Annotated in this window: 25 protein-coding genes and 1 pseudogene; 19 read left to right on the top strand and 7 right to left on the bottom strand. The window is 58.5% G+C overall.

The window, feature by feature from the left end:
• Positions 1-104 precede the first annotated feature (104 nt).
• The 6 genes from SCT_RS06860 (at position 105) to SCT_RS06885 (ending at position 5,131) form a co-directional block, all read left to right on the top strand.
• On the top strand, positions 105-488 hold the full coding sequence (locus SCT_RS06860; RefSeq protein ID WP_059420812.1) for a RidA family protein: 384 nt from the start codon (positions 105-107) through the stop codon (positions 486-488).
• Positions 485-2,518, top strand: a complete 2,034-nt coding sequence (recG, locus tag SCT_RS06865) for an ATP-dependent DNA helicase RecG (protein ID WP_059420817.1) — start codon at positions 485-487, stop codon at positions 2,516-2,518. The genes SCT_RS06860 and recG overlap by 4 nt, the downstream gene beginning before the upstream one ends.
• A gap of 111 nt (positions 2,519-2,629) precedes the next feature.
• Positions 2,630-3,160, top strand: coding sequence for a chorismate lyase (locus tag SCT_RS06870; RefSeq protein WP_059420819.1), 531 nt, complete (start codon positions 2,630-2,632; stop codon positions 3,158-3,160).
• Positions 3,157-4,047, top strand: a complete 891-nt coding sequence (ubiA, locus tag SCT_RS06875; RefSeq protein WP_059420821.1) for a 4-hydroxybenzoate octaprenyltransferase — start codon at positions 3,157-3,159, stop codon at positions 4,045-4,047. Before SCT_RS06870 ends, ubiA begins: the two co-directional genes overlap by 4 nt.
• A complete protein-coding gene (locus SCT_RS06880; protein ID WP_059420823.1) occupies positions 4,044-4,664 on the top strand; it encodes a cation transporter in 621 nt (206 codons plus the stop codon). The genes ubiA and SCT_RS06880 overlap by 4 nt, the downstream gene beginning before the upstream one ends.
• A gap of 8 nt (positions 4,665-4,672) precedes the next feature.
• Positions 4,673-5,131 (top strand): cytochrome c, encoded by a 459-nt coding sequence (locus SCT_RS06885; protein ID WP_059420824.1) that lies wholly within the window; start codon positions 4,673-4,675, stop codon positions 5,129-5,131.
• Positions 5,132-5,174: 43 nt separating this feature from the next.
• On the opposite strand, the gene SCT_RS06890 is transcribed toward SCT_RS06885, so the two are convergent.
• Positions 5,175-5,459: a hypothetical protein gene (locus tag SCT_RS06890; RefSeq protein WP_009206703.1), complete on the bottom strand. Its 285-nt coding sequence runs from the start codon at positions 5,457-5,459 to the stop codon at positions 5,175-5,177.
• A gap of 290 nt (positions 5,460-5,749) precedes the next feature.
• On the opposite strand from SCT_RS06890, the gene SCT_RS06895 reads away from it, so the two are divergent.
• The 5 genes from SCT_RS06895 to fliW all read left to right on the top strand — a co-directional run bounded on the left by SCT_RS06895 (position 5,750) and on the right by fliW (position 9,162).
• Positions 5,750-6,094: a hypothetical protein gene (locus SCT_RS06895; RefSeq protein ID WP_059420826.1), complete on the top strand. Its 345-nt coding sequence runs from the start codon at positions 5,750-5,752 to the stop codon at positions 6,092-6,094.
• On the top strand, positions 6,094-7,557 hold the full coding sequence (ubiD, locus tag SCT_RS06900) for a 4-hydroxy-3-polyprenylbenzoate decarboxylase (protein ID WP_059420830.1): 1,464 nt from the start codon (positions 6,094-6,096) through the stop codon (positions 7,555-7,557). Before SCT_RS06895 ends, ubiD begins: the two co-directional genes overlap by 1 nt.
• 73 nt (positions 7,558-7,630) lie before the next feature.
• Positions 7,631-8,062: a CZB domain-containing protein gene (locus SCT_RS06905; protein ID WP_059420832.1), complete on the top strand. Its 432-nt coding sequence runs from the start codon at positions 7,631-7,633 to the stop codon at positions 8,060-8,062.
• 19 nt (positions 8,063-8,081) lie between these two features.
• Positions 8,082-8,645, top strand: coding sequence for a bifunctional pyr operon transcriptional regulator/uracil phosphoribosyltransferase (locus SCT_RS06910; protein WP_059420839.1), 564 nt, complete (start codon positions 8,082-8,084; stop codon positions 8,643-8,645).
• A 67-nt stretch (positions 8,646-8,712) separates the two neighbouring features.
• Positions 8,713-9,162, top strand: a complete 450-nt coding sequence (gene fliW, locus SCT_RS06915; RefSeq protein ID WP_059420841.1) for a flagellar assembly protein FliW — start codon at positions 8,713-8,715, stop codon at positions 9,160-9,162.
• Here fliW and dacB read toward each other — a convergent pair.
• Entirely contained in the window at positions 9,159-10,565 is a 1,407-nt protein-coding gene (dacB, locus tag SCT_RS06920; RefSeq protein WP_059420844.1) for a D-alanyl-D-alanine carboxypeptidase/D-alanyl-D-alanine-endopeptidase, read from the bottom strand. The two genes, fliW and dacB, sit on opposite strands and share 4 nt — an antisense overlap.
• Positions 10,562-11,866, bottom strand: a complete 1,305-nt coding sequence (locus tag SCT_RS06925; RefSeq protein ID WP_059420846.1) for an adenosylmethionine--8-amino-7-oxononanoate transaminase — start codon at positions 11,864-11,866, stop codon at positions 10,562-10,564. Before SCT_RS06925 ends, dacB begins: the two co-directional genes overlap by 4 nt.
• A gap of 109 nt (positions 11,867-11,975) precedes the next feature.
• On the opposite strand from SCT_RS06925, the gene SCT_RS06930 reads away from it, so the two are divergent.
• The gene (locus tag SCT_RS06930) at positions 11,976-12,212 is read left to right on the top strand and encodes a WGR domain-containing protein (protein WP_144408236.1); all 237 of its coding nucleotides are present in this window, start codon (positions 11,976-11,978) and stop codon (positions 12,210-12,212) included.
• Here the strand turns inward: SCT_RS06930 and SCT_RS17640 are convergent, their stop codons facing one another.
• From SCT_RS17640 to SCT_RS17070, 4 genes are all read right to left on the bottom strand, one after another.
• Positions 12,213-12,518, bottom strand: coding sequence for a lytic murein transglycosylase (locus tag SCT_RS17640; RefSeq protein WP_059420850.1), 306 nt, complete (start codon positions 12,516-12,518; stop codon positions 12,213-12,215).
• Between the two features lie 86 nt (positions 12,519-12,604).
• A complete protein-coding gene (locus SCT_RS06940; protein WP_059420855.1) occupies positions 12,605-16,144 on the bottom strand; it encodes an FAD-dependent oxidoreductase in 3,540 nt (1,179 codons plus the stop codon).
• Between the two features lie 288 nt (positions 16,145-16,432).
• The gene (locus SCT_RS06945) at positions 16,433-16,915 is read right to left on the bottom strand and encodes a hypothetical protein (RefSeq protein ID WP_059420859.1); all 483 of its coding nucleotides are present in this window, start codon (positions 16,913-16,915) and stop codon (positions 16,433-16,435) included.
• A 239-nt stretch (positions 16,916-17,154) separates the two neighbouring features.
• On the bottom strand, positions 17,155-17,373 hold the full coding sequence (locus SCT_RS17070) for a hypothetical protein (RefSeq protein WP_144408237.1): 219 nt from the start codon (positions 17,371-17,373) through the stop codon (positions 17,155-17,157).
• A gap of 727 nt (positions 17,374-18,100) precedes the next feature.
• Between SCT_RS17070 and groES the strand changes: the two genes are divergently transcribed.
• From groES to SCT_RS06990, 7 genes and pseudogenes are all read left to right on the top strand, one after another.
• Positions 18,101-18,391 (top strand): co-chaperone GroES, encoded by a 291-nt coding sequence (gene groES / locus SCT_RS06960; protein ID WP_059420866.1) that lies wholly within the window; start codon positions 18,101-18,103, stop codon positions 18,389-18,391.
• 68 nt (positions 18,392-18,459) lie between these two features.
• Positions 18,460-20,112 carry a chaperonin GroEL gene (gene groL, locus SCT_RS06965; RefSeq protein WP_059420871.1) on the top strand — a complete coding sequence of 551 codons (1,653 nt, stop codon included), beginning with the start codon at positions 18,460-18,462 and terminating at the stop codon, positions 20,110-20,112.
• A 327-nt stretch (positions 20,113-20,439) separates the two neighbouring features.
• Positions 20,440-20,844, top strand: a complete 405-nt coding sequence (locus SCT_RS06970; RefSeq protein ID WP_059420874.1) for a hypothetical protein — start codon at positions 20,440-20,442, stop codon at positions 20,842-20,844.
• Between the two features lie 51 nt (positions 20,845-20,895).
• Positions 20,896-21,357 carry an HPP family protein gene (locus SCT_RS06975; RefSeq protein WP_059420876.1) on the top strand — a complete coding sequence of 154 codons (462 nt, stop codon included), beginning with the start codon at positions 20,896-20,898 and terminating at the stop codon, positions 21,355-21,357.
• A gap of 1 nt (position 21,358) precedes the next feature.
• The gene (locus SCT_RS06980) at positions 21,359-22,696 is read left to right on the top strand and encodes an SLC13 family permease (RefSeq protein WP_059420878.1); all 1,338 of its coding nucleotides are present in this window, start codon (positions 21,359-21,361) and stop codon (positions 22,694-22,696) included.
• 426 nt (positions 22,697-23,122) lie between these two features.
• A pseudogene (locus SCT_RS06985) lies at positions 23,123-23,371 on the top strand (carbohydrate kinase); the annotation flags it as partial.
• Positions 23,372-23,506: 135 nt separating this feature from the next.
• A complete protein-coding gene (locus SCT_RS06990) occupies positions 23,507-24,043 on the top strand; it encodes a MarR family winged helix-turn-helix transcriptional regulator (RefSeq protein WP_059420897.1) in 537 nt (178 codons plus the stop codon).
• Positions 24,044-24,383 lie beyond the last annotated feature (340 nt).

Below are 24,383 nucleotides of genomic sequence, written 5' to 3' on the forward strand. Positions count from 1 at the left end.
AGTGAGCGCTGCGCGCAGTGGGCTGCCCGGCAATAACAAACGGTGCGCATGGCTCACCCTAAAAACCTTTTTTAAGTAAAATTTACACAGATGAAGGAAACGCCATGGCAAAACAAATTCTCTCCACCCCCAATGCCCCCGCCGCCATCGGCACCTATTCCCAGGGCGTGAAAGTCGGCGACACCGTTTACCTGTCCGGCCAGATCGGGCTGGACGCACAGACCATGATCCTGGTCGATGGCATCGAGTCACAGATCCACCAGGTGTTCCTCAATCTGGGCGAGGTTGCCAAGGCCGCCGGCTGCGACCTCAACCATACCGCCAAGCTCAACGTCTACCTCACCGACCTGACCCACTTCGCCAAGGTCAACGAGATCATGGCGCATTATTTCGACCAACCCTATCCGGCGCGGGCTGCGGTGGGCGTAAAGGAACTGCCGCGCGGCGCGCTGGTGGAAATGGACGCTATTCTTTTCGCCGGGGAATGACCGCAGCAGCACCCATCAAGGCAAGCAAGGCGATCCAGGCCAAGCTCGATAAGCTCGGCCTGTTCACCGCCCACGACCTGCTGCTGCACCTGCCGCTGCGTTACCAGGACGAAACCCGCATCCACCCAATCGCCCATGCACCGCTGGGGCAAGCTGTCCAGGTCGAAGGCGAGATCACCGACACCACCGTCCAGTACCGCCCGCGCCGTACCCTGGTATGCCGGGTGGAGGACGAAAGCGGCATGATGACGCTGCGTTTTCTGAATTTTTACCCCAGCCAGATCAAGCAGCTTGCCCCGGGCAAGCGTGTACGCCTGTTCGGAGAAATGCGCTACGGCTTTTTCGGCATGGAAATGGTGCATCCGCAGTACCGCATGGTGAGTGAAAACTTGCCGGTCGCCGAGGCGCTGACACCGATCTACCCCACCACCGCCGGCCTGGGACAATCCCCCTTGCGCAAACTGGTGCAGGCCGCCCTAACCGAATGCGACCTGGCCGATACCCTGCCCAACGAAGTGCTACAACCGCTGTGTTTACCTGCCTTTGCAGAAAGCATCACCTATCTGCACCAGCCCCCGCCGGATGCGCCGATCGAGTTGCTGGCGGAACGCACCCACCCTTCCTGGCAGCGGCTCAAGTTCGACGAACTGCTGGCACAGCAGCTTTCCATGCACCAGCATTACCGGCGGCGGCGCGCGCAGTCTGCCGCCCCGATGCCGCCCCGGCACCACCTCACTCGCGCCCTGCTGGCGGCATTGCCATTTCCGCTCACCCGCGCCCAGCAGCACGTCATGACGGAAATTACCAGCGACCTGACCAAACCTCACCCGATGCAGCGGCTGCTGCAGGGTGACGTCGGCAGCGGCAAGACCATCGTTGCGGCGCTGGCGGCCTTGCAGGCGATCGAAAATGGCTTTCAGGCGGCGATCATGGCTCCCACCGAAATCCTTGCCGAGCAGCATTACCAGAAACTTTCCGCCTGGCTGGAACCGCTTGGCCTGCGCGTCGTCTGGCTGGCGGCTAGCCTGCCGAAAAAAGAAAAACAGGCCGCACTTGCGGCGGTCGCTGAAGGAGAAGCCCAGCTCGCGATCGGCACCCATGCCCTGTTTCAGGAACAGGTGGTGTTCCACAATCTCGGTCTGGCTATCATCGACGAGCAGCATCGCTTCGGCGTGCACCAGCGCCTCGCGCTGCGGCAGAAAGGTGCCCAGCCGCACCAGCTGATGATGAGCGCCACCCCGATCCCGCGCACCCTGTCGATGAGCTATTACGCTGACCTCGACGTTTCGGTGATCGACGAACTGCCGCCGGGGCGCACGCCGGTGGTCACCAAATTGGTCAGCGACCGCCGCCGTGATGAAGTGGTCGCACGCGTACGCGAGGCCTGCCTCAACGGCCGTCAGGCCTACTGGGTATGCCCGCTGATCGAGGAGTCGGAAACCCTACAGCTCAAGACCGCGATGGAAACCTTCGAAACCCTGACCGCCACCTTCCCGGAGCTTAAAGTGGGGCTGGTGCACGGCCGATTGCACGCGCGCGACAAGGCAGCCAACATGGCAGCCTTCAAGGCGGGGGAAATCCAGCTGCTGGTCGCCACCACGGTGATCGAGGTCGGCGTGGACGTGCCCAACGCCTCGCTGATGGTGATCGAGCACGCCGAGCGCTTCGGCCTGTCCCAGCTCCACCAGTTGCGCGGACGAGTTGGGCGGGGCGCAGCAAAGAGCGCCTGCATCCTGCTTTACCAGACGCCGCTGTCGGAAACGGCGCGTGCGCGGCTGAAGATCATCTACGAAAACAGCGACGGCTTCGAAATCGCGCGCCAGGACTTGCTGCTGCGCGGCCCCGGCGAATTTCTGGGGGCGCGCCAGAGCGGCGTGCCACTGCTGCATATCGCCGATATCGAGCAGGATCAAGGCTTGCTCGAGGCGGCCCGCCGTATCGCCAAAGAAATCCTCGCCGAGCAGCCGGAAGTGGCGGAACGGCATTTGCAGCGCTGGCTGGCGGGTGCGGAACAATACTTGAAGGTATAATCTGGCGTAATGGGTGAGGGGTGAAGCGGAAAGTCAAAAATCACACCGTCGCAAATTTAATGCCTCACCCCTATCGCCTCACCACTCACCGAATTTAAGAGGAACCCGAACTTGCAATCCTTGTGGCAAAACCGTTTGTCGGAAAGCTGCGCCCGTTACCGCCCCTGGCTGCTCGACCGCGGATCTCTCACCCGGCGCATCCAGGTGCGCTGCGCCGCCTTCAGCGTGCGCCATGTGCAGCAGCGGCACGGTATGGCCATGCCGTCCGAGCGCCGCATGGTTGCGTTGAAGCACCACTCGCGCGCGCTACTCCGCGACGTGTTTCTGTACTGCGGAGAAACGCCGCTGGTTTTCGCCCACAGCGTGCTGCCCGCCACCAGCCTGCACGGCACCTGGCAAAGCCTGGGCCGGCTCGGCAGCAAACCCCTGGGCGCGGCACTCTTTTCCAACCCGCGAGTGCAGCGCACAGCATTGCATTTCAAGAAGCTCAACCGGCGCGATGCGCTGTACCAAAGTGCCTGCACCGTCCTGCCTAACCCGCCTGCCAGCCTGTGGGCGCGGCGCTCGGTGTTTTACCTGGAAGGCAGGCCGATCCTGGTTACCGAAGTATTCCTGCCGGAAATTCTGGAACTCCGCTCATGACGCTAGCCGAACGGATCACACTATACGAAAGACTGATGCGGCTCGACAAACCGATCGGCATCCTGCTCCTGCTGTGGCCGACATTGTGGGCGCTGTGGATTTCATCGAACGGCTCTCCGAACTGGATCATCCTGTGGATTTTCATCCTCGGTACCGTGCTGATGCGCTCGGCCGGCTGCGTCATCAACGACTTCGCCGACCGCGATTTCGACCCGCATGTGGAGCGCACCAGAAACCGTCCGCTCGCCGCCGGGCTAGTGAGCAAGAAAGAAGCCCTAGTGCTTTTCGCAGTATTGGTGCTGCTGTCCTTCCTGCTGATCCTGCGCCTCAACACCCTCACCCTCCAGCTCTCGGTCGCTGCGGTCTTCCTTGCCGCCAGTTATCCCTTCACCAAGCGTTTTTTTGCCATTCCCCAAGCCTACCTCGGCATCGCCTTCGGCTTCGGCATCCCGATGGGCTTTGCCGCCCAGACCGGCAGCGTACCCCCGGTGGCGTGGGCGATGCTTGCTGCCAACGTATTCTGGGCGATCGCCTACGATACCGAATATGCCATGGTGGACCGCGAAGACGACCTCCGTATCGGCATCAAGACCTCGGCCATTAGCTTCGGCAAATACGACATTCTGGCGGTGATGCTGAGCTATGGCGCAACGCTGGCCATCCTCGCAGGCGTCGGCTTCAAACTCGGGATGGGCTGGATCTATTACGCCGGGCTCGTCGCCGCTGCCGGCGTCGCCGCCTACCACTACACCCTGATCAGGCAGCGCGAACGCGCCAAATGTTTTAAGGCGTTTCTGCACAACAACTGGTTCGGCGCTGCGGTGTTCGGCGGCATCCTGCTTAACTACCTCAATACGACCTGGCTTGGAATACGCGGTTTTTTATGACCGGCTGCTGTGAAAACAAATCCTGCACCCTGAATGCCATGCGCGCCAACCATGGCCGCGTGCTCAAGATCGTACTGGCCGTCAACGTCGTCATGTTCGCTGTGGAAACCGTCGCCGGCATGGCCGCACATTCCACCTCTCTGCTGGCGGACGCCTTGGACATGCTTGGCGATGCGCTGGTGTATGGCTTCAGCCTGTATGTTCTGACCCGTGACGAGATGTGGCAGGCGCGGGCGGCGCTACTGAAGGGCCTGATCATGCTCTCCTTCGGTCTGGGTGTGGCAGCGGAAGCGGTTTACAAAGCACTCCATCCCATCCTGCCCGACGGCGAATTCATCGGAGTCATCGGACTGCTGGCGCTGGCCGCCAATACCGGGTGCTTCCTGCTGCTCTATCGCCACCGCGCCGACAACCTCAACATGAGTTCGGTGTGGCTATGCTCGCGCAACGACCTGTTCGCCAATACAGGCGTGATCGTGGCCGGCATCGCGGTAATCTTCACCCAGTCACGCTGGCCGGATATTATTGTCGGTGGCGCCATTGCCGCCCTGTTTCTAAAATCTGCGTTCTCCGTGCTAGGACAATCCCTGGCAGCATTACGCACCCAACCCCACTAGGAGGCCCTATGCGCCACGCTCTTATTTCCCTTGCTCTGCTGCTGCCAAGTCCGCTGGCTCTGGCGCAGCAACCCGTGCAGCCGCCGACTCCTCCGCAGGATTATCGCCAGCTGGTCACCATGCCCGAACTGCCCCGCGCCCTGATGCGCACCGACATGCAGGATCACCTCGTGGCACTGAATGAAATTTTTGGATATCTGGCGGAAAACAACCTGGCGGCAGCGGCGGAAACCGCAGAAAAACGCCTCGGCAACAGCTCCATGGGCAAGCACGCCGTGATGGCGCGCGGCCAAGGGCCGGGGCGATTCATGCCTGACGCCATGCGTCAGATGGGGTGGGGTATGCACGCTGCGGCCAGCGAATTCGCCGAGGTGGCGAAAGGAGGGGATACGGCCAAGACCTATACCGCACTGCAAAAAGTCATGACTAGCTGCGTGGCCTGTCACATGTCGTTCCGCACGCGCTGACCACTCCTGTATAGGGAAAGTCAGCGCGACCGGGGAAGATGAATCAGTGCTTGGCCTTGAGGCCGGCGGCAAAAACAGCTTCCAGACTCTCCGGTAGCTGGAACTGGGCAAAGGCACGATGGATTTCAGCCTCGTTCACGCCGGCGCTTCGGCCTTCGAATCGGATACCGATCCGTCCACCGTTGGAAGCCAGCGTAGCGAAAGCAAAGCGCCAGCGCTGAACTTCTGCGAGCCGCTCGCGCAACTCGCGCTCGTTGCTGATAACCACACCTGCTTCTTTCAGGGAGTCCAGAAAATCATCAAAGGACTCATTGCTAAGACTGCCCATCTACGCCTCCGTTATGAAATACGGTGGTTGCCCACCTATGATCCTAACAACGTGGCTAATCTATAGCGGTTGACAAAACATTAAACAAAAGCGATCAACATGTTGAACTGCGCCTGGCCTGGCACTTCTGAATTGCGGCAGGTCCGGCCAGATGCTGACTGGAGGTGATGGCCATGGCGGAAAACGCCGGCCATTTGCCTGGGCAATGGTTGCCTGAGCAAAACCATTCCGCTACTCTGTTCACTATTTAAAATTCACCGGCCTATCCGCGTAGGTCGTGAGGTAAAACCATGACTGACCCGGTCGGCGACACCAACCTCGATTCCGCAAAAACATTGACCACCGTGGTCTATGCCCTGCAGGCGATTGCGATTCTGGGGTTCGGCCTTCCCTACATCGTTGCCATCATCATCAGCTATGTGAAACTGGACGACGTCAAGGGCACCTGGCTGGAATCCCATTTCCGCTGGCAGATCCGCACTTTCTGGTTCAGCCTGCTGTGGGGGGCCATCGGCGCCATCACTTTTATCCTTATCATCGGCTGGTTTATCCTGGCCGCTGACTGCATCTGGGTTATTTACCGTATCGTCAAAGGCTGGCTACGCCTCAACGAGGGCAAGGAAATGCTTCCATAATGAAATACAAAGATCTGCGCGACTTTATCGCACAACTGGAAAAACAGGGCGAACTCAAGCGCATCAGCACTGAAGTCGATCCCCGCCTGGAAATGACCGAAATCTGCGACCGCGTGCTGAAAGCGGGCGGACCGGCGATCCTGTTCGAAAATCCGAAGGGGCATTCCATCCCGGTGCTGGCCAACCTGTTCGGCACGCCCAGACGCGTCGCCATGGGCATGGGCGAAGACAGCGTCGAAGCGTTGCGCGAAGTTGGCAAGCTGCTGGCTTTCCTCAAGGAACCGGAACCCCCCAAAGGCCTCAAGGATGCCTGGGATAAATTCCCGCTGTTCAAGCAGGTGCTCAACATGGCGCCGAAGGAGCTGTCATCCGCGCCCTGCCAGGAAATAGTCTGGGAAGGCAAGGACGTCGATCTGGCCAGGCTGCCGATCCAGACCTGTTGGCCGGGCGACGTGGCGCCGCTCATCACCTGGGGGCTGGTGATCACGCGCGGGCCGCTGAAGAAGCGGCAGAACCTCGGCATCTACCGCCAGCAGGTGATCGCCCCGAACAAGGTGATCATGCGCTGGCTCGCCCACCGCGGCGGCGCGCTGGATTTCCGCGACTTCAAGCAGGCCCATCCCGGCCAGCCTTTCCCGCTGGCGGTCGCCCTCGGTGCCGACCCGGCTACCATCCTCGGCGCGGTGACGCCTGTGCCGGACTCCCTGAGCGAATACCAGTTCGCCGGGCTGCTGCGCGGCTCGAAGACCGAGGTGGTAAAAGCCCTGGGATCCGACCTGCAAGTCCCGGCCAGCGCCGAGATCGTGCTGGAAGGCGTGATCCATCCCGACGAGATGGCACTGGAAGGGCCTTACGGCGACCACACCGGCTATTACAACGAACAGGCCGAGTTTCCGGTGTTCACCATCGAACGCATCACCATGCGCCGCAACCCCATCTACCACAGCACATATACTGGCAAACCGCCGGACGAACCGGCCATACTCGGCGTGGCCCTGAACGAAGTGTTCGTGCCGCTGTTGCAGAAACAGTTCCCCGAAATCACCGACTTCTATCTGCCGCCGGAAGGCTGCTCCTACCGACTCGCCGTTGTCAGCATCAAGAAGCAGTATGCCGGCCACGCCAAGCGCGTGATGTTCGGCGTATGGTCGTTCCTGCGCCAGTTCATGTACACCAAGTTCATCATCGTCACCGACGACGACGTCAACATCCGCGACTGGAAAGAAGTGATCTGGGCCATGACCACCCGCATGGATCCGGCGCGCGACACGCTATTGGTCGAGAACACGCCGATCGACTACCTTGATTTCGCCAGCCCGGTCAGCGGCCTGGGATCGAAGATGGGCATGGACGCCACCAACAAGTGGCCGGGAGAAACCATGCGCGAATGGGGCCGACCGATTGTCATGGACGAAGCGATCAAGAGCAGGGTTGACGAACTCTGGAGCAGCCTGGGCCTGTAGCCGCACGATGTTGACGCTGCGCCAACAAAAGCCTACTCTTCGATTCGCTGTTAAACCACTTCAGGAGTAGGGCATGGGCTTATTCGACGCTTTCAAGAAGAGCTCCTCCGCCGCACCGGCAGCCAATCCCGACACCCAGGAACTCGATTTCATGAGCGCCATCGAGGCCCATGTACGCTGGAAAGTGCGCCTGGAAAACTACATCGAGGGAAAATGTGAAGAGAAACTCGACCCTGAAATTGTCTGCCAGGACAACCAGTGCATTCTGGGAAAATGGATCTACGGGGCAGGCCAAAAATACAAGGATAATCCCCTGTTCGACGAGATCCGGGTTGTCCACACCGAATTCCACAAAGGAGCTGCTCAGATCATTCGCATGTCCGATGCCGGCGAAAAAACTGCCGCCATGGACATGGTACAGCGCGGCGACCATTACAAGAACTCGCAGCGTATCAAATCCAAGCTAGCGCGCCTGCACATAGAACTCAAGGGCGGCGAGGAATAAGCCGCACTGCACGCCCTTCATGGACAAACAACAAGGTCAACGAACCTGCCTTTACGATACCGCCGATCTCGACGCGGTCCTCGCCGACATGGCGCGCCAGGCAGCCGGTCTGCTCACCGGCCGGAAGCAGATCGCCATAGTCGGCCTGTTGCGCCGCGGCGCACCCCTGGCGGAAATGCTGCGCGACCGGCTAGTGCGTGATTATGGCATTTCCAACCTGCCGTTGTACAAACTCCATGTCAAGCGCTATGCCGACGATCTCACCCTGCTGCACCCGGAAACAGAGCTGACCGAAAGCGCCGAACAGGCTACCCTGGATCTGACCAATGCCACGGCAGTGGTCGTGGACGACGTGCTCTACCGAGGCCACTCGCTGCTAAAGGCCGTGGAATACCTGGCCGGGAAAAATCCGCTGGAGATACGCACCGTAGTACTGGTTGATCGCGGCGTCACGCTGCTGCCGATCCGCGCGGACATCACCGGCATGCGACTGGATGTCGCGCCGCAGGACATCATCGAGTGCAATGTCCCGCCCTACGAACCAGAATTCAAAATCGACTTGCTTCGACCAAACAAAGGCTAAAGCGCTTTACAGCACCCTCAAATCACATTACATTCTTGACCAATACAATCAGGAAATTTAAAACCACATGAAATTTCATTCCACTCAATTCGGCATGCAGGAAGTCGATCCGGAAAGCATCCTGACCTTTCCCAATGGAATGCCGGGATTCGAAGGGTCCACCCGCTACAAGCTGTTTCATGACGACAAGGAACAACAAGTCGTCGTTCACTGGCTGCAATCCATCGACGAACCGGATGTCGCCTTCGCACTGGTTGATCCGGCGGTGTTCGGCCTGAACTACGAATTTGTCCTGACCGACGAGGAAGAGCAATTGCTGAAGATGGAAAACGTGGACGACATCGCGGTTCTGCTCATCGCCTACAAGCCGCAACCGGATGCAGACTCCAAAACCAATATCAACGCCAACATCAACGGCCCGATCGTGCTCAATACCCGCACCCGCCTCGGTTTGCAGAAAATATTGGTAGGGATCGAAGCCGACCTCACCCTGAAGAGCAAAAAACCCGCCGCTTAATTACGGCTGTACACCCACTCCAGCAGTGCATCCTGGGCCGCCTGGCCTGTGGATGCATCAGGATGGTTAATGAAGAATACCACCACCACGCTACGCCCTTTGTGGTCGTGCACATAACCGGCAATCGCCTTCACTCCCCGCAACGAACCGGTTTTGATATGGGCATGACCCGCCACGCCCTGATCGTGCAGCCGTTTCTTCATGGTACCGTCAACTGCCGCGATCGGCAGGGAAGACACGAACTCCGCCATCAACGGGCCACGCCAGGCGTTCAGGAGCAACGAGCCCAGATGCGCCGGGCTGATGTGCTCGGTGCGCGAAAGACCGGAACCGTTCTCGATCTCCATCTCAGGGAACGCCATGCCCCGCTCCGCCAGCCATTTATCGACAACCTGCCCCGCAACACGCGCCGAACCTTCGCTGCCGATTTCACGGCCGATAGTCAACAGCAACTGGCGTGCCATCACGTTGTTGCTGAACTTGTTGATATCGCGCACTACCTCTGCCAGCGCCCTGGATTCGCGGCTTGCCAGCAGTCGCGCGCCAGGTGCCGCAACACCCTCATGCACGCCGCCGACTAGCGTACCGCCCAGCTCCTGCCACAACTGCCGGAACAGCGCATCGACGTGGCCGGTATTGTTGAACAGACTCAGATACAGCGACTTATCGCCGCAGGCGCTAGGGTAGCTACCACTGACCAATACCGTTACCGCGTCATTGCCGTACCTGCTGATTTCCGTCAGCACACCCTCGCGCCAGTCGTTACACGGGCCATCATCAAGCTGCAGGCGGTTGACGATGCGCAGGCGCGCGGGCCCGGGATCGGCGATGATGCGCACACCGCCCTCCGCTTCCGGAACGAGACGGAAGCGGACGGTTTTAAAGTTCACCAGCAGCGCCTCGGGCATCACGTTGTAAGGGCGATAAGGCTCATTATCGAAGGAGCCCGGATCGCCCGGCGTCGCCTGAAAATAACTGTTGTCCAGCACCAGATCGCCGTGGATTTCCCGGATACCCAGCCCGCGCACATCGCGCAACAGGTTCCAGAAACTTTCCAGCGTCAGCGCCGGGTCGCCATAGCCCTTGACGACCAAGTCGCCCGTCAGGACATCCCCAGCCACCGTCCCGCCCGTCAGCACCTCGGTTTTCCAGGTATAAGCCGGACCGAGCAACTCCAGGCCGGCATAAGTGGTCACCAGTTTCATGGTCGAGGCCGGGCTCATCGACCTATTGGCCTGGTGAGCGATCAGCGGCTTTCTGGCCGCCACATCCTGGACGAACACACCCACGCTGGCAGGGGGAATGCCGACTTCACGCAACGCCTTGGCGACAGCAGTGGGCAGCGGTGCAGCCTGCACCGACACCGTCCACATCAACACCAGCAACAGCCATATCCTGTTCATAATCCCTCGATAATCTCCAGCGTGCCCGCCACCAGCATCCTGATTTCCTCCTCGTTGATCACATAGGGCGGCATGAAATAAACCGTGCTACCGATGGGGCGCAGAAGCAGGTTGCGCTTCAGCCCTTCCTCGAAGAATGCACGGGCGAAACCAGGCGCTACATCCGCCACCTCGAACGCCCAGATCATGCCGCTATGGCGAAAATTCATAACGCGCGGATGCGCCTTGAGCGGCACGGCGATATCATTAAAACTTGCGGCCTTGACGCGGTTGGCCGCGATCACGTCGTCCTGCCCGAAAATATCCAGCACCGCCAGCGCTGCGCGACAAGCCAGCGCGTTGCCGGTGTAGGAATGGGAATGGAGAAAGCCGCGCGCCGTGTCGTCATGGTAAAACGCCTGGTAAACGGCATCGGTGGTCAGCACCACCGACAAGGGCAAATAACCACCGGTAATGCCTTTCGACAGGCACAGGAAATCTGGCCTGATCCCGGCCTGCTGATGGGCGAACATCGTCCCCGTGCGCCCGAAACCCACGGCGATTTCATCCGCAATCAGGTGCACCCCGAATTCGTCGCAGATCGCCCGCGCCTGGCGCAGGTATTCGGCATCGTACATCCCCATCCCCGCCGCACCCTGCACCAGTGGTTCGAGAATCAAGGCAGCGGTTTCCTGATGATGCCGCTCCAGATGCGCGCGCAAAGCCGTTGCACAGCGCAGCGCGTAATCCCGCGCCGGCTCTCCTGATTCGGCATTGCGCCAGTCGGGCGTCGGCACCTGCGCACTTTTCCGCAGCAAGGGCGCATAAGACTCCTTGAACAGCGCCACGTCGGTGACCGACAGCGCACCCACGGTTTCGCCGTGATAGCCATTTTGCAGGCTGACGAAGCGGGTCTTTGCCGGGCGCCCCGAGTTACGCCAATAGTGGAAGCTCATCTTGAGCGCAATCTCGGTGGCGGAAGCCCCGTCCGAGCCGTAAAAGCAATGCCCCAGACCGGACAGGCGCGACAATCGTTCCGACAGCTCGACCACCGGCTGGTGGGTGAAACCGGCCAGCATCACGTGCTCCAGCTTGTCCAACTGATCCTTGAGCGCGGCATTGATGCGCGGGTTGCAGTGGCCGAACAGGTTGACCCACCACGAACTCACGGCATCGAGATAGCGCCTGCCTTCGAAATCGTGCAGCCACACCCCCTCGCCGCGTGCAATCGGCAGCAGCGGCAGGGTCTCGTGCTGCTTCATCTGGGTGCAGGGGTGCCAGACGGCGGCCAGACTGCGATGGAGTAGTTCCTGATTAGACATTGAGCTCGGGAGGCCCCGGAAGATGGATGCGATAGTGCACATTATCTCACAGCAGAATCCCCCTTGGGATGATGCCCCGAAGCCATGGATTTACTTATATAATTACCCCATGCTCTACTGGGAAAAACACGACCACGACAAAAATCGGCATAGCTGGTATGCCGTCACTTTCGGCCACGACCTGCTCGGCGACCTGGTGCTCAACCGCAGTTGGGGCAGCCTCGGCCTGCGCAGCCGGCAGCACCGCAAACAGCCAGTCGGCTCGGTGGACGAACTGCGCACCTGGCTGCAGATCATCGGCACGGAGCGCGAAGCACACGGCTATACCGTGGTCGCCGTCGGCTGATCAGTGTCCCATCCTGCGGGCGCTGCGGATCTCCCGGCTGAGCCGGTAGACCGCCAGCGCATAGTGCAGGCTGCGGTTGTAACGCGTGATCGCATAGAATTTGTCGAAGCCCAGCCAGTATTCCCTACCGTCTTCACCCTCTACCGCCAGCAAGGCCGCCCGGGAAACAGGTTGACCCGCCACGAACTCACCGCATCCAGGTAGCGCGTGCAATCGCAGCAGCGTCAGGGTTTCGAGCTGCTTCATCTGGGTGCAGGGATGCAAGACGGAGGCTAGACTGCGTTTGAGGAGGTCTTCGTCATGCATGGGAAAACTTGGGTTTCCTGATGGTTATATCAGTACTCCATACCCTCATACATATTCGCCCGCCCTCGTTAAGCTAGAATAGCTGACTACACATGCGCAATCTCGCTGCGCGCCAGCAGGTAGTCCAGCCAGATATCCGTCAAGCGCTCGGCCATCGAGTTTTGCGCCAGGCGGGCATCGAGATTATCCAGGTCGATGAACTGCAAGGGCTGGTCCTGACCGGCACAGGAAAACACCGCGCGGGTACGTTTCCCCGTGGCCGGATCGAGATGCCATTGCAGACATTGCGCGCACACGCCCTGCAACATGCACTGCATGGGACTGGGGACGGAACCGATGGCCGTGATGTCGCTGCGGAATTTGTCGCGCAAGCCATGTTGCATCGCCTCGCGCATCATGCGCAGCAAGTGGCGTGAGCCGATGGCGAGCACGCGGTCCACGCTGATCAGCGGGATCGCGGGCAGCTCGCCCTCCGGCTCGAATTCGCCCTCGGCATAGCGCCGCAGGATATCCATATAATTACCAGTCAGGCTGCGGTCTTGCGGACGGCGCGATGCAATGGGGTGGCCGCTTGCCGTGCACCACACGATCACATCGGCAGCAGCCTCCAGCCGCTCTTGCTGATACACCTCATCCGCAGTGCGGAAACCTGCAAAGTACAGCACGCGGTTGCCGCGGCGGCGTAACGCCGGGCCAAGCATGCCCATCACTGCAGCACCGCGCCGCCCTGCCGCCACCAGGATGGTCTGGTTCTCAGGCAATTCGGTAGCCTTGCCGGTCGGCCCCATCAACACCACCGGGTCACCTGCCTGAAGCGTGGCGCACAGGCGCGAACTGGCCCCGACTTCCAGCACCATCAGCGTAACCAGACCGGTTTCCGCTTCCACTTTGGCGCCGCTCAAGGCCAGGGCTTCGGTCTGTAGTCGTGAACCCTCGAACAGTGGGCTTGAGGTTTCAAAATTTTGCAGGCGGAAAAACTGGCCGGGACGGAAGTTACGTGCGGCCATGGGCGCGCGTATGAGCAATTCGATCACGCTCGGACTGAGTCGCTGCACCTGCACCACGCGCGGCTGCAGCAGGTCTGTCATGCGTACACGGAATTCAGCATATTCATCCGGGTTGCCAGAAATCTCGCCGGTTTTTCCGAGTGCCGTCATGATCTGCGGATAGGTGTGCATGGCCGAGGCGATGGCCTTGACCACGCCGCCATGGAACACCGGATGGGTATCGCCGATGAAGCTGACGCGATGGCCGTCCTGTTGATAGGAGGTGAATGGACCAGCCATTTCGACTTTGCAGTGCTCAGCCACGGCCACCGCGTTCAGGTTGCCTTCTTTCTCGACGTGCGGCAGAAAATGGTCTTCCTGCATCGCAAAAGAGCCGGGATGTTCGCGCTCGTAGATGGTATTTGGCGTCGCCCCCGCCGCCACAAAAATGGCGCGAGCGGGCAGGGTGAAAAGCGCGCCTGAATTCTCCCATTTTCCGCCCGGGGAACGCCTCAAGCGCTCGCATTCCAGTGACTCCACATAAGCAAAGCGGTCCAGATTCGCCCGCAACGGTTGCACCCCTTCGGCGTAGAAAATGCCCTCCTCCAGCGCTTTCGCCACCTCTTCGTGATTGCGGACGTAGGCGGGTGATTCGTTCATGCCTCGGCGATACACCACCGTGACGCCTCCCCAGGCGCGCAGCAGGGGTATGAAGTCGGCCTTTTCGCCCACGTTTTCCGCGCGCATACGCTCCTGGCGCACGGCGCGGCCATGTTCGAGAAACTCTTCCAGGATGCCGATCGATTCTTCATCGAGTTGCTCGCGCACCCGCGCCTCGCCGATGGTGCTTGCCAGCCGCTCGTAACGCAACAGGGTTTTCTCCACCTGGGCGATGTAATAGGCTTGTACTTCGGTGGCGGTATCGATGGCGGTCAGGCCGCCGCCTATCACTACTGCCGGCATGCGCACCTGAAGGCTGGCGAGGCTGGTGGCCTTGGCTGCGCCGGTGAGCTGCAGGGCCATGAGAAAATCATTGGACTGGCGCATGCCGCGCGCCAGGCTGTTTTCGATCGGCACCGTGCGCGGCAGGCCGGCGCCGGTGGCGATGCTGACATGATCGAATCCCAGCGCCCATGCATCCTCCAGCGTCAGGGTACCGCCCAGACGCACACCGCCGAACACCTGAAACAGACTGCGCCGTGCCAGACTGAGGTAAATCAGCTTGAGGAAGTTCTTGTCCCAACGCACCGTGATGCCGTATTCCGCCACTCCGCCGAAGCCCGCCATGACGCGCGTATCGAGTTCCTCTTCCAGCTCCTGGTAAGCGCGCACCGCACCGTGCTGCAGCACATCGGGCAGCGGTTCGATTTTCAGCCCGTCGATACCCACCACGGCGCAGCCTTCCATCGTCAGATGATGTGCCATGGTGAAGCCTGCCGGCCCCATCCCCGCGATCAGCACCTTCCTGCCGTTGTAGGGCTTGGGCAAGTATTGGCGGGAGCGCAACGGATTCCAGCGTGTCAGCAGATCGTAAATCTCCACCCCCCACGGCAAGCCCAGCACGTCGGTAAGCACGCGCGTTTCGATCTGCGGGATATCCACCGGGTCCTGCTTCTGATAGATACACGCCTTCATGCAGTCGTTGCAGATGCGATGGCCGGTGGCGGGGATCATGGGATTGTCCACCATCGCCATGGCGAGCGCGGCGATGCTGAGGCCGTCGCGCTTCAAGGCATGCATTTCGGAAATTTTTTCCTCCAGCGGACAACCGGTCAGAATCACTCCCAAGGGATTGATCTTGAAACCGCGCTCCGGTTCGCCTTTCTTTTCGGGGAAGCCCTTGGAGCAGAAATCACCGTCGTGTCCATGGCAATAGATGCAGTACTCGATCTCGCCCTGAACCTCGCGCGCGGTCATGCGCGCATCGGTCAGTTTGAAGCCGTCGCGGCGGCTCAGCTTTTCCGGCAACGCCACGATGCGCCCGGCAGGGTCATCGGCCACGGCCTGGTTGGGCACCAGATGTTGATGATCCACGCCCTGGGGCAACTTGAAGCTGGTCCAACCGCGCACCGTCGCCTGGCCTTGCACATCGCTGATCGCAAGCACGCACCAGCGCGCGAGTTGCTCTATAACACCGGCTTGTGCCGCCTCATCACGCAGCAGAACATCGGCGAAGCGCGCCACTGCCAGCTCCCGATCTGCGTCCTCACTCAATCCCGCCTTTTGCAATTCTCCGCTCAACCAAGCGTCGAGCTCGGCAAATGGTTCCGTTACATCCTTCTTGAAAACCCGCTTGCGCGCCCGCTTTTGAACAAAGAGTTTCTTGAAATTCAAGACAATATCATGCGAAAGTGCCTGCATCCGCAAGGCCACCACTTCTTCGCCAATGGCAAACAGTTCAGCAATAAAAGCCTCCAGCAGAGGCGCGCAGTCCAGCAGCAATTTACTTATCTGTAACGGTGCAAACGGCCTTTCTGCGTGGCGGTAGTGCAGCAGGCGTGCATGCGTATCCGCATCGTGTTCATGAATACGATGCAAAAATGCCTCATCCAGCCTTTGCAAACCTTCCAGGCGAAAGAGGTCGGGAAAGGCTAGTTCTTCAAGCCCGAAAGACGGGTAGACCGGCAACGAAGGGGGCATGCAATCTCCTTGAATAATGTCGTCGTGGGGTTAAGAACGGATAGAGTGGGTGGAATCCGCGCCTCTTAACCTTGGCTTACCTAAAATATTGCCTTGCACGCTGTTCCACAATACATCCCGCAAAACAAAAGAACCCGCCGAGACGGGCAAAGGGGGAGGTGTCTGATAGATGTTCACTGTCCTCAACCACGAAGCCCCATCTGTTCCGGCGTTACCACCTTAATCCAACCAGCCATTGACGGCGTGCGCCAGCTAAGGCGGGCCATGTTGCGTTCGGCACCACCAGCGCTACCGCGGTGTTTCCTGCACTTCCTGGCCGGCAACCGGTGCCAATTTTGGATCGACGGTAGCTGCTTGGCCAGGGATAAGCACGGGCATAGAACTGCCCATTTGTGTCTTTGCCGACACCCGCTCTTCGTGCGCAGTACGTGACACATAGCCCGACCATCCAACGAGGACCAGGGCAAACGCCAGGAGCACCTGTACCTGCACGCCCGCAGGGTAATGACGGGCTACCCACAGACGCACAATCAGCGCAAACAGTGTCACCGCAACCAACCGGGCGGTGAACTCACCTGCGCCTTCGAGCGCGACATTGTCACTCCACGCAAACAAGGACGGCAGCGCCAACGCGAGCAGAATTAGCCCGAAAGCGATCCTGCGCGTCCGCGCCACTTGATTGATGCGATTGATGGTGCTGCGGTCATGCATGACGCCGTATTCCTTCTGTTGATTGAGCAGTTTTAGCCTGTCGAATGCAGCATTATGCACTCACAATATCGCCGGTGGATGTCGATATATAGCTGGAAAACAAAAAATCTGTGTGGAAAAGTATTGCCGGAGGATACGGCTAATTGAGCGGAGTTTTGCCTTGCTGGAATAACCTGGACAAAGCCGATTTATCTTCAAGGCCAGTGGCAACGGACATGGCGTGATGCAAAGCACGTGCAATCGGCTATGCGCTCTTCAATCTTTCGGCCTCAACAGACCCAACTGATACAACCCTGCGACTAGGCGTCCGCCAGATCGCTGCCAGGCGTCGCCGCCTGGAATTCACCGCACCAGTTGTTGGCCGACACCAGGGGGAATTTCCAGTGGTGGAAGTCTATCGGTGAGCTGTCACCGGCAAAACTTGGGGGAAAGCGATGGCAGGCGCCGATATTTCTCTCCTGTGCCTGATAGTAGGTACAGCCCTCACAGGGTGGGAGGCGGTGAGTGTTTGAGTTCATAATGGGCGCCATCATAGGACCCAATTGTGACAGTTTGATGTCTTGATTGCTAACCGGGAAGCAAAAGTGCAGTAGGTTAATTCTGGTTTCGTAATATGCGTGTAATAAGTAAGCAGTATAAAACTGAATTTCACTCATGGATGAGCAGTATGACCAAACTCACCGGAAGTCACATTCACAGTCGCTTGTTCTCAGACCCGAAGAAATACTGCGTCCGGCACGATGGCCGTGCGGACGACGGGGAGTGGATAACCTCAAAAGACGGTCTTCGCCGCCAGTTCGTTTGCGTGAATTGTCTACAGAATGAGAAAGATCGCGCGGCCATGCACACGGCCAAACACGAGCTGAATCGCCCCGAATTCCTTAGGCACAACTGAAAGGCCGTTTTCAGGAAAGCCGAAGGACCTCTTTGGGCCGAACCATACGTCCCGACGACAAAAAATATAATACATTGTTTTTATTGATTGCTAGTGAACGCTACCGATAGACCCTTTATCTACACTGTTGGTGGCTATCGACTTTGATTGGCGAAACCATCGACTTTATTGGCGAACGACAAGTTCAAACCATCTTCCCCTTGAAATTAGCGCTCCCAGCCCCTATTATTAGCACTCGTCGGACATGAGTGCTAATAACTCCGTCCTAGATTGGATTTTAACCAGTAAACAGCGCAGGCGGTTTGCTGGATTTTATTTTGTTAACCCAGACCTGACAGGAGATTGAAACAATGAAAATTCGTCCGTTGCACGACCGCGTTATTGTCAAGCGGCTGGAAGCCGAAGAAAAAACCGCTTCCGGTATCGTCATCCCCGGCTCTGCTGCTGAAAAACCTGACCAGGGCGAAATCGTCGCCGTCGGTAAAGGCAAGATTCTGGAAAATGGCGAAGTGCGCGCGCTGGATGTCAAAGTCGGCGACAAAGTGCTGTTCGGCAAGTATTCCGGCCAGGCCGTCAAGGTGGATGGCGATGAACTGCTGGTGATGCGCGAAGAAGACATCATGGGCGTGGTCGAAAAGTAATTATACGAGTTGGGCGTGTGCGTAACGCATAACCCAGGCGACATTCAAGATTTAAGGAGATAAGAAACATGGCAGCTAAAGACGTAAGATTCGGTGACGACGTTCGTCACCGCATGGTGGCCGGCATCAACGTTCTGGCCAACGCAGTTAAAGTCACCCTCGGCCCGAAAGGCCGTAACGTGGTTCTGGAGCGTTCTTTCGGCGCTCCGACGATCACCAAGGACGGCGTATCCGTGGCCAAGGAAATCGAGCTGAAAGACAAGTTCGAGAACATGGGCGCGCAGATGGTGAAGGAAGTTGCTTCCAAGACCTCCGACGTTGCCGGCGACGGCACCACCACCGCGACCGTGCTGGCCCAGGCGATTGTGCGCGAAGGCATGAAATTCGTTTCCGCCGGCATGAACCCGATGGATTTGAAGCGCGGCATCGACAAGGCGGTTGAAGCCTGCATCGTCGAGCTGAAGAAAATCTCCAAGCCCTGCACCACCAACAAGGAAATCGCCCAGGTGGGTTCCATTTCCGCCAACTCCGACAGCTCCATCGGCGACATCATCGCTGAAGCTATGGACAAGGTCGGCAAGGAAGGCGTGATCACCGTGGAAGACGGCACCAGCCTGCAGAACGAGCTGGAAGTGGTTGAAGGCATGCAGTTCGACCGCGGCTACCTGTCGCCCTACTTCATCAACAACCCGGACCGCCAGATCTCCCTGCTGGAAAATCCTTTCGTGCTGCTGCACGACAAGAAGATCTCCAACATCCGCGATCTGCTGCCGGTACTGGAGCAAGTCGCCAAGGCCGGACGTCCGCTGCTGATCATCGCTGAAGATGTTGATGGCGAAGCACTGGCCACCCTGGTGGTGAATAACATCCGTGGCATCCTGAAGACCTGCGCAGTTAAAGCGCCTGGCTTCGGCGACCGTCGCAAAGCGATGCTGGAAGACATCGCCATCCTCACCGGCGGCACCGTAATCGCCGAGGAAGTGGGACTGTCTCTGGAAAAATGCACGCTGGCCGAACTGGGCCAAGCCAAGCGCATTGAAGTGGGCAAAGACGAAACCATCGTTATCGATGGCGCCGGCGATCACAAAAACATCGAAGGCCGCGTCAAGCAGGTTCGCAAGCAGATCGAAGAAACCACCAGCGACTACGACCGCGAGAAGCTGCAAGAGCGCGTTGCCAAGCTGGCAGGCGGTGTGGCCGTGATCAAGGTCGGGGCTGCCACTGAAGTCGAGATGAAAGAGAAAAAAGCCCGCGTCGAAGATGCCCTGCACGCTACCCGCGCTGCGGTGGAAGAAGGCATCGTCGCCGGCGGCGGCGTGGCTCTGCTGCGCACCCGCGCTGCTATCGGCAAAATCAAGGGTGACAACGCCGACCAGGATGCTGGCATCAAGATCGTGCTGCGCGCTCTGGAAGAGCCGCTGCGTCAGATCGTCGCCAACGCCGGCGTCGAGCCGTCAGTGGTGGTGAACAAGGTTGCCGAGGGCAAGGGCAATTTTGGCTTCAACGCCTCCAACGATACCTATGGCGACATGGTTGAAATGGGCGTGCTCGACCCCACCAAGGTGACACGTTACGCGTTGCAGAACGCCGCTTCCGTAGCTGGCCTGATGCTCACCACCGAGTGCATGGTGGCTGAGATGCCTAAGGATGATTCCGCTGGTGGCATGGGTGGCGGCATGGGTGACATGGGCGGCATGGGTGGCATGGGCGGCATGATGTAATTTTGCCTCCGGCTTTCCCTGCAAGACAAAACCCCCGCACCTGCGGGGGTTTTTTTGTGCGCGTCACTAATGACCCGACATTGATTATCGGTATGGGTGTGTAGCAACACATCGTTATGCGCCACTCCCCCTAAATTAACGTAGCCGCCCCTGAAAAATACCGTGGACTGGCTCCAGGGATAGAAGATAGAGCTGGCGTTAAACTTGACACAGCAAGAGTGGCGGAACTATTATTTGTAATCAGTGCTGGCCATTTATTAGTAACCGCTTAGAGGCTTCAGCATCTTCCCAGGTCGAAATCTGTCCCTACGAATCACGGGAGGTTAGATGGAAAAAACCGCCCATCCGGCATTGCACAAAGTTCGTCGCATCTACTTTGCAAGACTGCCACCACCCAACTTTTCCCACGCCCTGAAACTTCTTGGTGCGATAGCGCAGTTGGAAGTGAGTGTCGATACAGAAGATGGCTGCTTATCCGTCAGCTACGACCTGAGCTACCACACGCTGGAAGTACTGGAAGACCTGCTAGTGAATCATGGACACCACCTCGACAATTCGCTGCTGCATAAAATCAAGCGCGCCCTGATCTATCACAGCGAATCATGCCTGATTGAAAATCTCAGAGCGCCAACCCGCGATCAGCACCTGCGCTCGATCTACCTGAGCAGCGCACACAGCCCAGAACACAGACCCAACAAAGAGCCTGCCGACGAATACCTGGATCGCCTTTAGCGATGCCTCCAGGGCGTCGCTGCGCGCCCATAAATCCATTAGAAAACCATTATGACCATTCAATCCATTTCCTATTACTCACCCTCCATTGAGCTACGCCCGGAGTCCAGCCTGCTCGACGCCCTCAAGCTGATGCTGGAAAAGCACATCAATCACTTACCCCTGTGCGACGACAAGGGCAGCTTTGCCGGCATCGTCAGCACCCAGTCCATACTTTCCGAGCTGATTCCGGTCAGCGCACGGATGGAGCATGGCCTGGCAGATCTGAATTTTGCCGGTGACGCCACCCGGTTGCTATGTTCCCACCTGCATAGCCTGGAGCATCGTTCCGTCGGCGAATTAGCCGACAAGAACGTGCCGGTACTGGGAGAGGATTGCCCTCTCCTCGAGGCGGCCCTGCTGCTCAGCCAAAGCACCTCTCCCCTGCCGGTCATCGGCAAGGACGGCAAGCTGCGCGGCATGCTCAGCCGGCGCACCCTGCTGGCCTACCTCGTGCAGCAGGCAAGCGTCTGAGATGCACGGGTCCGCTTCTGCCGCCCAGGTAATTCTGGGGTTGAGCCCGCTGGCAGTTTCGCTCACCGTGTTTGTGCTCACCTACGCAGCCATCGTCACCGAGAAGATCAACCGCTCCATCGTGGCCTTGCTCGGCGCCGGGCTGATGATATTCACCGGCGTGCTGAATCAAAGCGAAGCCGTCGCGGGCATCGACTTCAACACCATCAGCCTGCTCACCGGCATGATGGTGCTGGTGGCGATCACTCAGAAGAGCGGGGTCTTCCAGTACGTAGCCATCGTTGTGTCGAAATGGGTGAAGGCCGAGCCCTGGGGACTGCTGGTGATGCTCTCCGTGATCACGGCGGTATTTTCCGCTCTGCTCGACAACGTAACCACGGTGCTGCTGATCGTGCCGGTGGCCCTGCTCATCACCGATTCGCTCAGGGTGCCTCCCTACCCCTATCTGTTCTCCATCATTTTCGCCTCCAACATCGGCGGCACAGCCACCCTGATCGGCGATCCGCCCAACATCATGATCGGCTCGGCGGCCGGACTGACCTTCACCGATTTCGTGGTGAATCTGGGGCCGATTGTCGCGATCATCTTCGCCCTTACACTGATCCCGATCTATCTGATCTGGGGCCGCAAAATGCGCGCCACGCCGGAAGACCGGGCGCAGGTGATGGCGTTCGATGCCAAGAAAGCGATCACCGATTCCCTCCTGCTCAAGCAATCCATGGCGGTGATCGGACTGGTGATCGCCGGCTTCGTCATGGCCCACCACATCGGCCAAGAGCCGGGCACCATCGCCATGTTCGGCGCTGCATTCCTGCTTTTGTTGCGCGTTGTCGGGAAAGATGCGGAAGAACAGTCTCACGAGACGCATCGCACCTGGGGCGAAGTGGAATGGGTAACGATCTTCTTTTTCGTCGGCCTGTTCGTAGTGGTGGCCGGCGTGGAGAAGGCCGGCGCGCTCGATCTCCTGGCCGGGAAACTCCTGGAACTAACCGGCGGCGATTTTCCTACTACCGCCATTACCATCCTGTGGGCATCGGCGATATTTTCCGCGGTCGTCGACAACATTCCCTTCGTCGCCACCATGATTCCCGTCATCCAGAAAATGGGGACAGTATTCAGCGCAGACCAGCTCAGCACACTGTGGTGGTCGCTGGCGCTGGGCGCCTGCCTGGGGGGTAACGGCAGCCTGGTGGGGGCGAGCGCCAACCTGGTGGTGGCCGGCTTCGCCGAGCGCGCCGGTCAGCCGATCCGCTTCCTTCCCTTCATGCTGCTGGCTTTCCCGCTGATGCTGGCCAGTATCGCGGTAGCCAGCGTTTATCTTTACTTGCGTTACCTGTAAAGATTCCTTTAAAAACAACCGGGATTGAGCCGACTTTAACGAGGTCATCTACATGGCGCATTGTTCATGAATGCCATATGGACGGATGGCCGCGCCCGTGCCAGCGGTTCGACAGGTAAGTGCCCGTGATGCGGCAAATCACAGCACGAGGCAATATAGTACAGCGGGTTTTTTTAGTTAAACCTTAACTATTCAGTTTTCAGCCGGTTTCACGCCTAAATTATCTGCCGCCCTCATATTTTTTCACGTGCGCCATTTTTTCATACAAATTATGCACTTGGATTATCTACCCCGGCATGTAAAGGCCCTTCAGGAACCAATTTATCTCAGAAAAATTCGGCATCTGCATAATAGTTTTGCACAATACTATTGTGCCAGGTGGAAAAACGCATCCCACATCCCAAGGTTGTAAATCAGGAAAACACCCTGCCCAGGCTGTTGACCAAACCGAGCCCGCGAACAGGAACCATAGCGCTGCTCGGAGAAGTCCTGGCGGACAGATTTCCCGACCGTAGCGTACTGGGAGGCGCGCCCTTCAACGTGACCCGTCACCTGCAGGCATTCGGCCTGCATCCAGTGCTGATCACGCGCACTGGCAATGATGCGCTGCGGGAGGAGTTGCTCGCCAGCATGGCCCGGTTCGGAATGGACGCATTGCACCAAGCAACTGATCCAAAAGTTTAAATCTGGGTAGCACAATTTCCATGCTGGAAAATAGCTTGTAAAGTAATTAGAAATTACGTATTGTGCAAAACTGTTTTGCACAAATTCATTAAAAATCCCTTGAAAAAAGAAACAACTCAGACCCCCATGGAGACCACCCAGGAATCCGGTTTGCGCGGGAAATCCCTGGAAGCCCTGAAAAAATTCCGCCAAATCATCAGCTCGGCACAACAGCATTTTCGCCGGATCGAGGATCAATGCGGGCTGAGCGGTGCCCAATTGTGGGTACTGAGAGAGGTGGCGGGAAATCCTGGGCAACGGGTTTCCGATCTCGCCAAGGCCATGTCCGTGCACATGTCGACTGCAAGCAACCTGCTCGACAAGTTATCGAAGCGCAACCTGATTCGAAGGGAGCGCAATGACCCTGACCAGCGGATAGTCCGCTTGTTCCTCACCGAAGAAGGGATGCGAATTATTGCAAGCGCTCCACAACCGGCGCGAGGTGTGCTCCCGGATGCTCTCAATCGATTGCCGGATGAGGCACTGGACAATCTGAACAGAAGCCTCACCCTGCTGCTCGACGCAATCGAGGTCAGGGACGAAAAAGCCACCATGAAACCGCTATCAGACCTGATTCCTTCCGATTTGCCGTCGGAACTTTCAGCCAATGAGGTTGATAAATAAAGCGTGTTTGCCTGAGCCTCGGCAAAGGAAAACCGCACACCCCCTGCCACGAGACGTCGCACGCAAGAAAAATCGACGCAGCGGCATCGTTTACCAAAGCGAGCAGCGAAAGGACCCCCCGCCCCAATTAGTTTTCGGGGCGGGGATTTTTTTACTTCATCCCTGCTTCTCTTGCCTGACGAATTTTAAGCGCACCAGGTACTTTTCTCCGCTCCACCACACCAGATCGGCACACAATAAATAAGGGCCTTAGGGAAGCCCTGAACAAGTCATCATTCAGGACCTCGAATTAAACATATTGCGGCATCAGGCTTTTTTCCACCGGAATTAGCCTGAAACA

It is taken from the genome of Sulfuricella sp. T08, assembly GCF_000971475.1.
Lineage (GTDB): Bacteria > Pseudomonadota > Gammaproteobacteria > Burkholderiales > Sulfuricellaceae > Sulfuricella.

Bases quoted from the DNA above. Each gene is read 5' to 3' on its own strand.
- SCT_RS06860 (WP_059420812.1), top strand. From the start codon at position 105: ATGGCAAAACAAATTCTCTCCACCCCCAATGCCCCCGCCGCCATCGGC.
- recG (WP_059420817.1), top strand. From the start codon at position 485: ATGACCGCAGCAGCACCCATCAAGGCAAGCAAGGCGATCCAGGCCAAG.
- ubiA (WP_059420821.1), top strand. From the start codon at position 3,157: ATGACGCTAGCCGAACGGATCACACTATACGAAAGACTGATGCGGCTC.
- SCT_RS06880 (WP_059420823.1), top strand. From the start codon at position 4,044: ATGACCGGCTGCTGTGAAAACAAATCCTGCACCCTGAATGCCATGCGC.
- SCT_RS06885 (WP_059420824.1), top strand. From the start codon at position 4,673: ATGCGCCACGCTCTTATTTCCCTTGCTCTGCTGCTGCCAAGTCCGCTG.
- SCT_RS06890 (WP_009206703.1), bottom strand. From the start codon at position 5,459: ATGGGCAGTCTTAGCAATGAGTCCTTTGATGATTTTCTGGACTCCCTG.
- SCT_RS06895 (WP_059420826.1), top strand. From the start codon at position 5,750: ATGACTGACCCGGTCGGCGACACCAACCTCGATTCCGCAAAAACATTG.
- ubiD (WP_059420830.1), top strand. From the start codon at position 6,094: ATGAAATACAAAGATCTGCGCGACTTTATCGCACAACTGGAAAAACAG.
- SCT_RS06905 (WP_059420832.1), top strand. From the start codon at position 7,631: ATGGGCTTATTCGACGCTTTCAAGAAGAGCTCCTCCGCCGCACCGGCA.
- SCT_RS06910 (WP_059420839.1), top strand. From the start codon at position 8,082: ATGGACAAACAACAAGGTCAACGAACCTGCCTTTACGATACCGCCGAT.
- fliW (WP_059420841.1), top strand. From the start codon at position 8,713: ATGAAATTTCATTCCACTCAATTCGGCATGCAGGAAGTCGATCCGGAA.
- dacB (WP_059420844.1), bottom strand. From the start codon at position 10,565: ATGAACAGGATATGGCTGTTGCTGGTGTTGATGTGGACGGTGTCGGTG.
- SCT_RS06925 (WP_059420846.1), bottom strand. From the start codon at position 11,866: ATGTCTAATCAGGAACTACTCCATCGCAGTCTGGCCGCCGTCTGGCAC.
- SCT_RS06930 (WP_144408236.1), top strand. From the start codon at position 11,976: ATGCTCTACTGGGAAAAACACGACCACGACAAAAATCGGCATAGCTGG.
- SCT_RS17640 (WP_059420850.1), bottom strand. From the start codon at position 12,518: ATGCATGACGAAGACCTCCTCAAACGCAGTCTAGCCTCCGTCTTGCAT.
- SCT_RS06940 (WP_059420855.1), bottom strand. From the start codon at position 16,144: ATGCCCCCTTCGTTGCCGGTCTACCCGTCTTTCGGGCTTGAAGAACTA.
- SCT_RS17070 (WP_144408237.1), bottom strand. From the start codon at position 17,373: ATGAACTCAAACACTCACCGCCTCCCACCCTGTGAGGGCTGTACCTAC.
- groES (WP_059420866.1), top strand. From the start codon at position 18,101: ATGAAAATTCGTCCGTTGCACGACCGCGTTATTGTCAAGCGGCTGGAA.
- groL (WP_059420871.1), top strand. From the start codon at position 18,460: ATGGCAGCTAAAGACGTAAGATTCGGTGACGACGTTCGTCACCGCATG.
- SCT_RS06970 (WP_059420874.1), top strand. From the start codon at position 20,440: ATGGAAAAAACCGCCCATCCGGCATTGCACAAAGTTCGTCGCATCTAC.
- SCT_RS06975 (WP_059420876.1), top strand. From the start codon at position 20,896: ATGACCATTCAATCCATTTCCTATTACTCACCCTCCATTGAGCTACGC.
- SCT_RS06980 (WP_059420878.1), top strand. From the start codon at position 21,359: ATGCACGGGTCCGCTTCTGCCGCCCAGGTAATTCTGGGGTTGAGCCCG.
- SCT_RS06990 (WP_059420897.1), top strand. From the start codon at position 23,507: ATGGAGACCACCCAGGAATCCGGTTTGCGCGGGAAATCCCTGGAAGCC.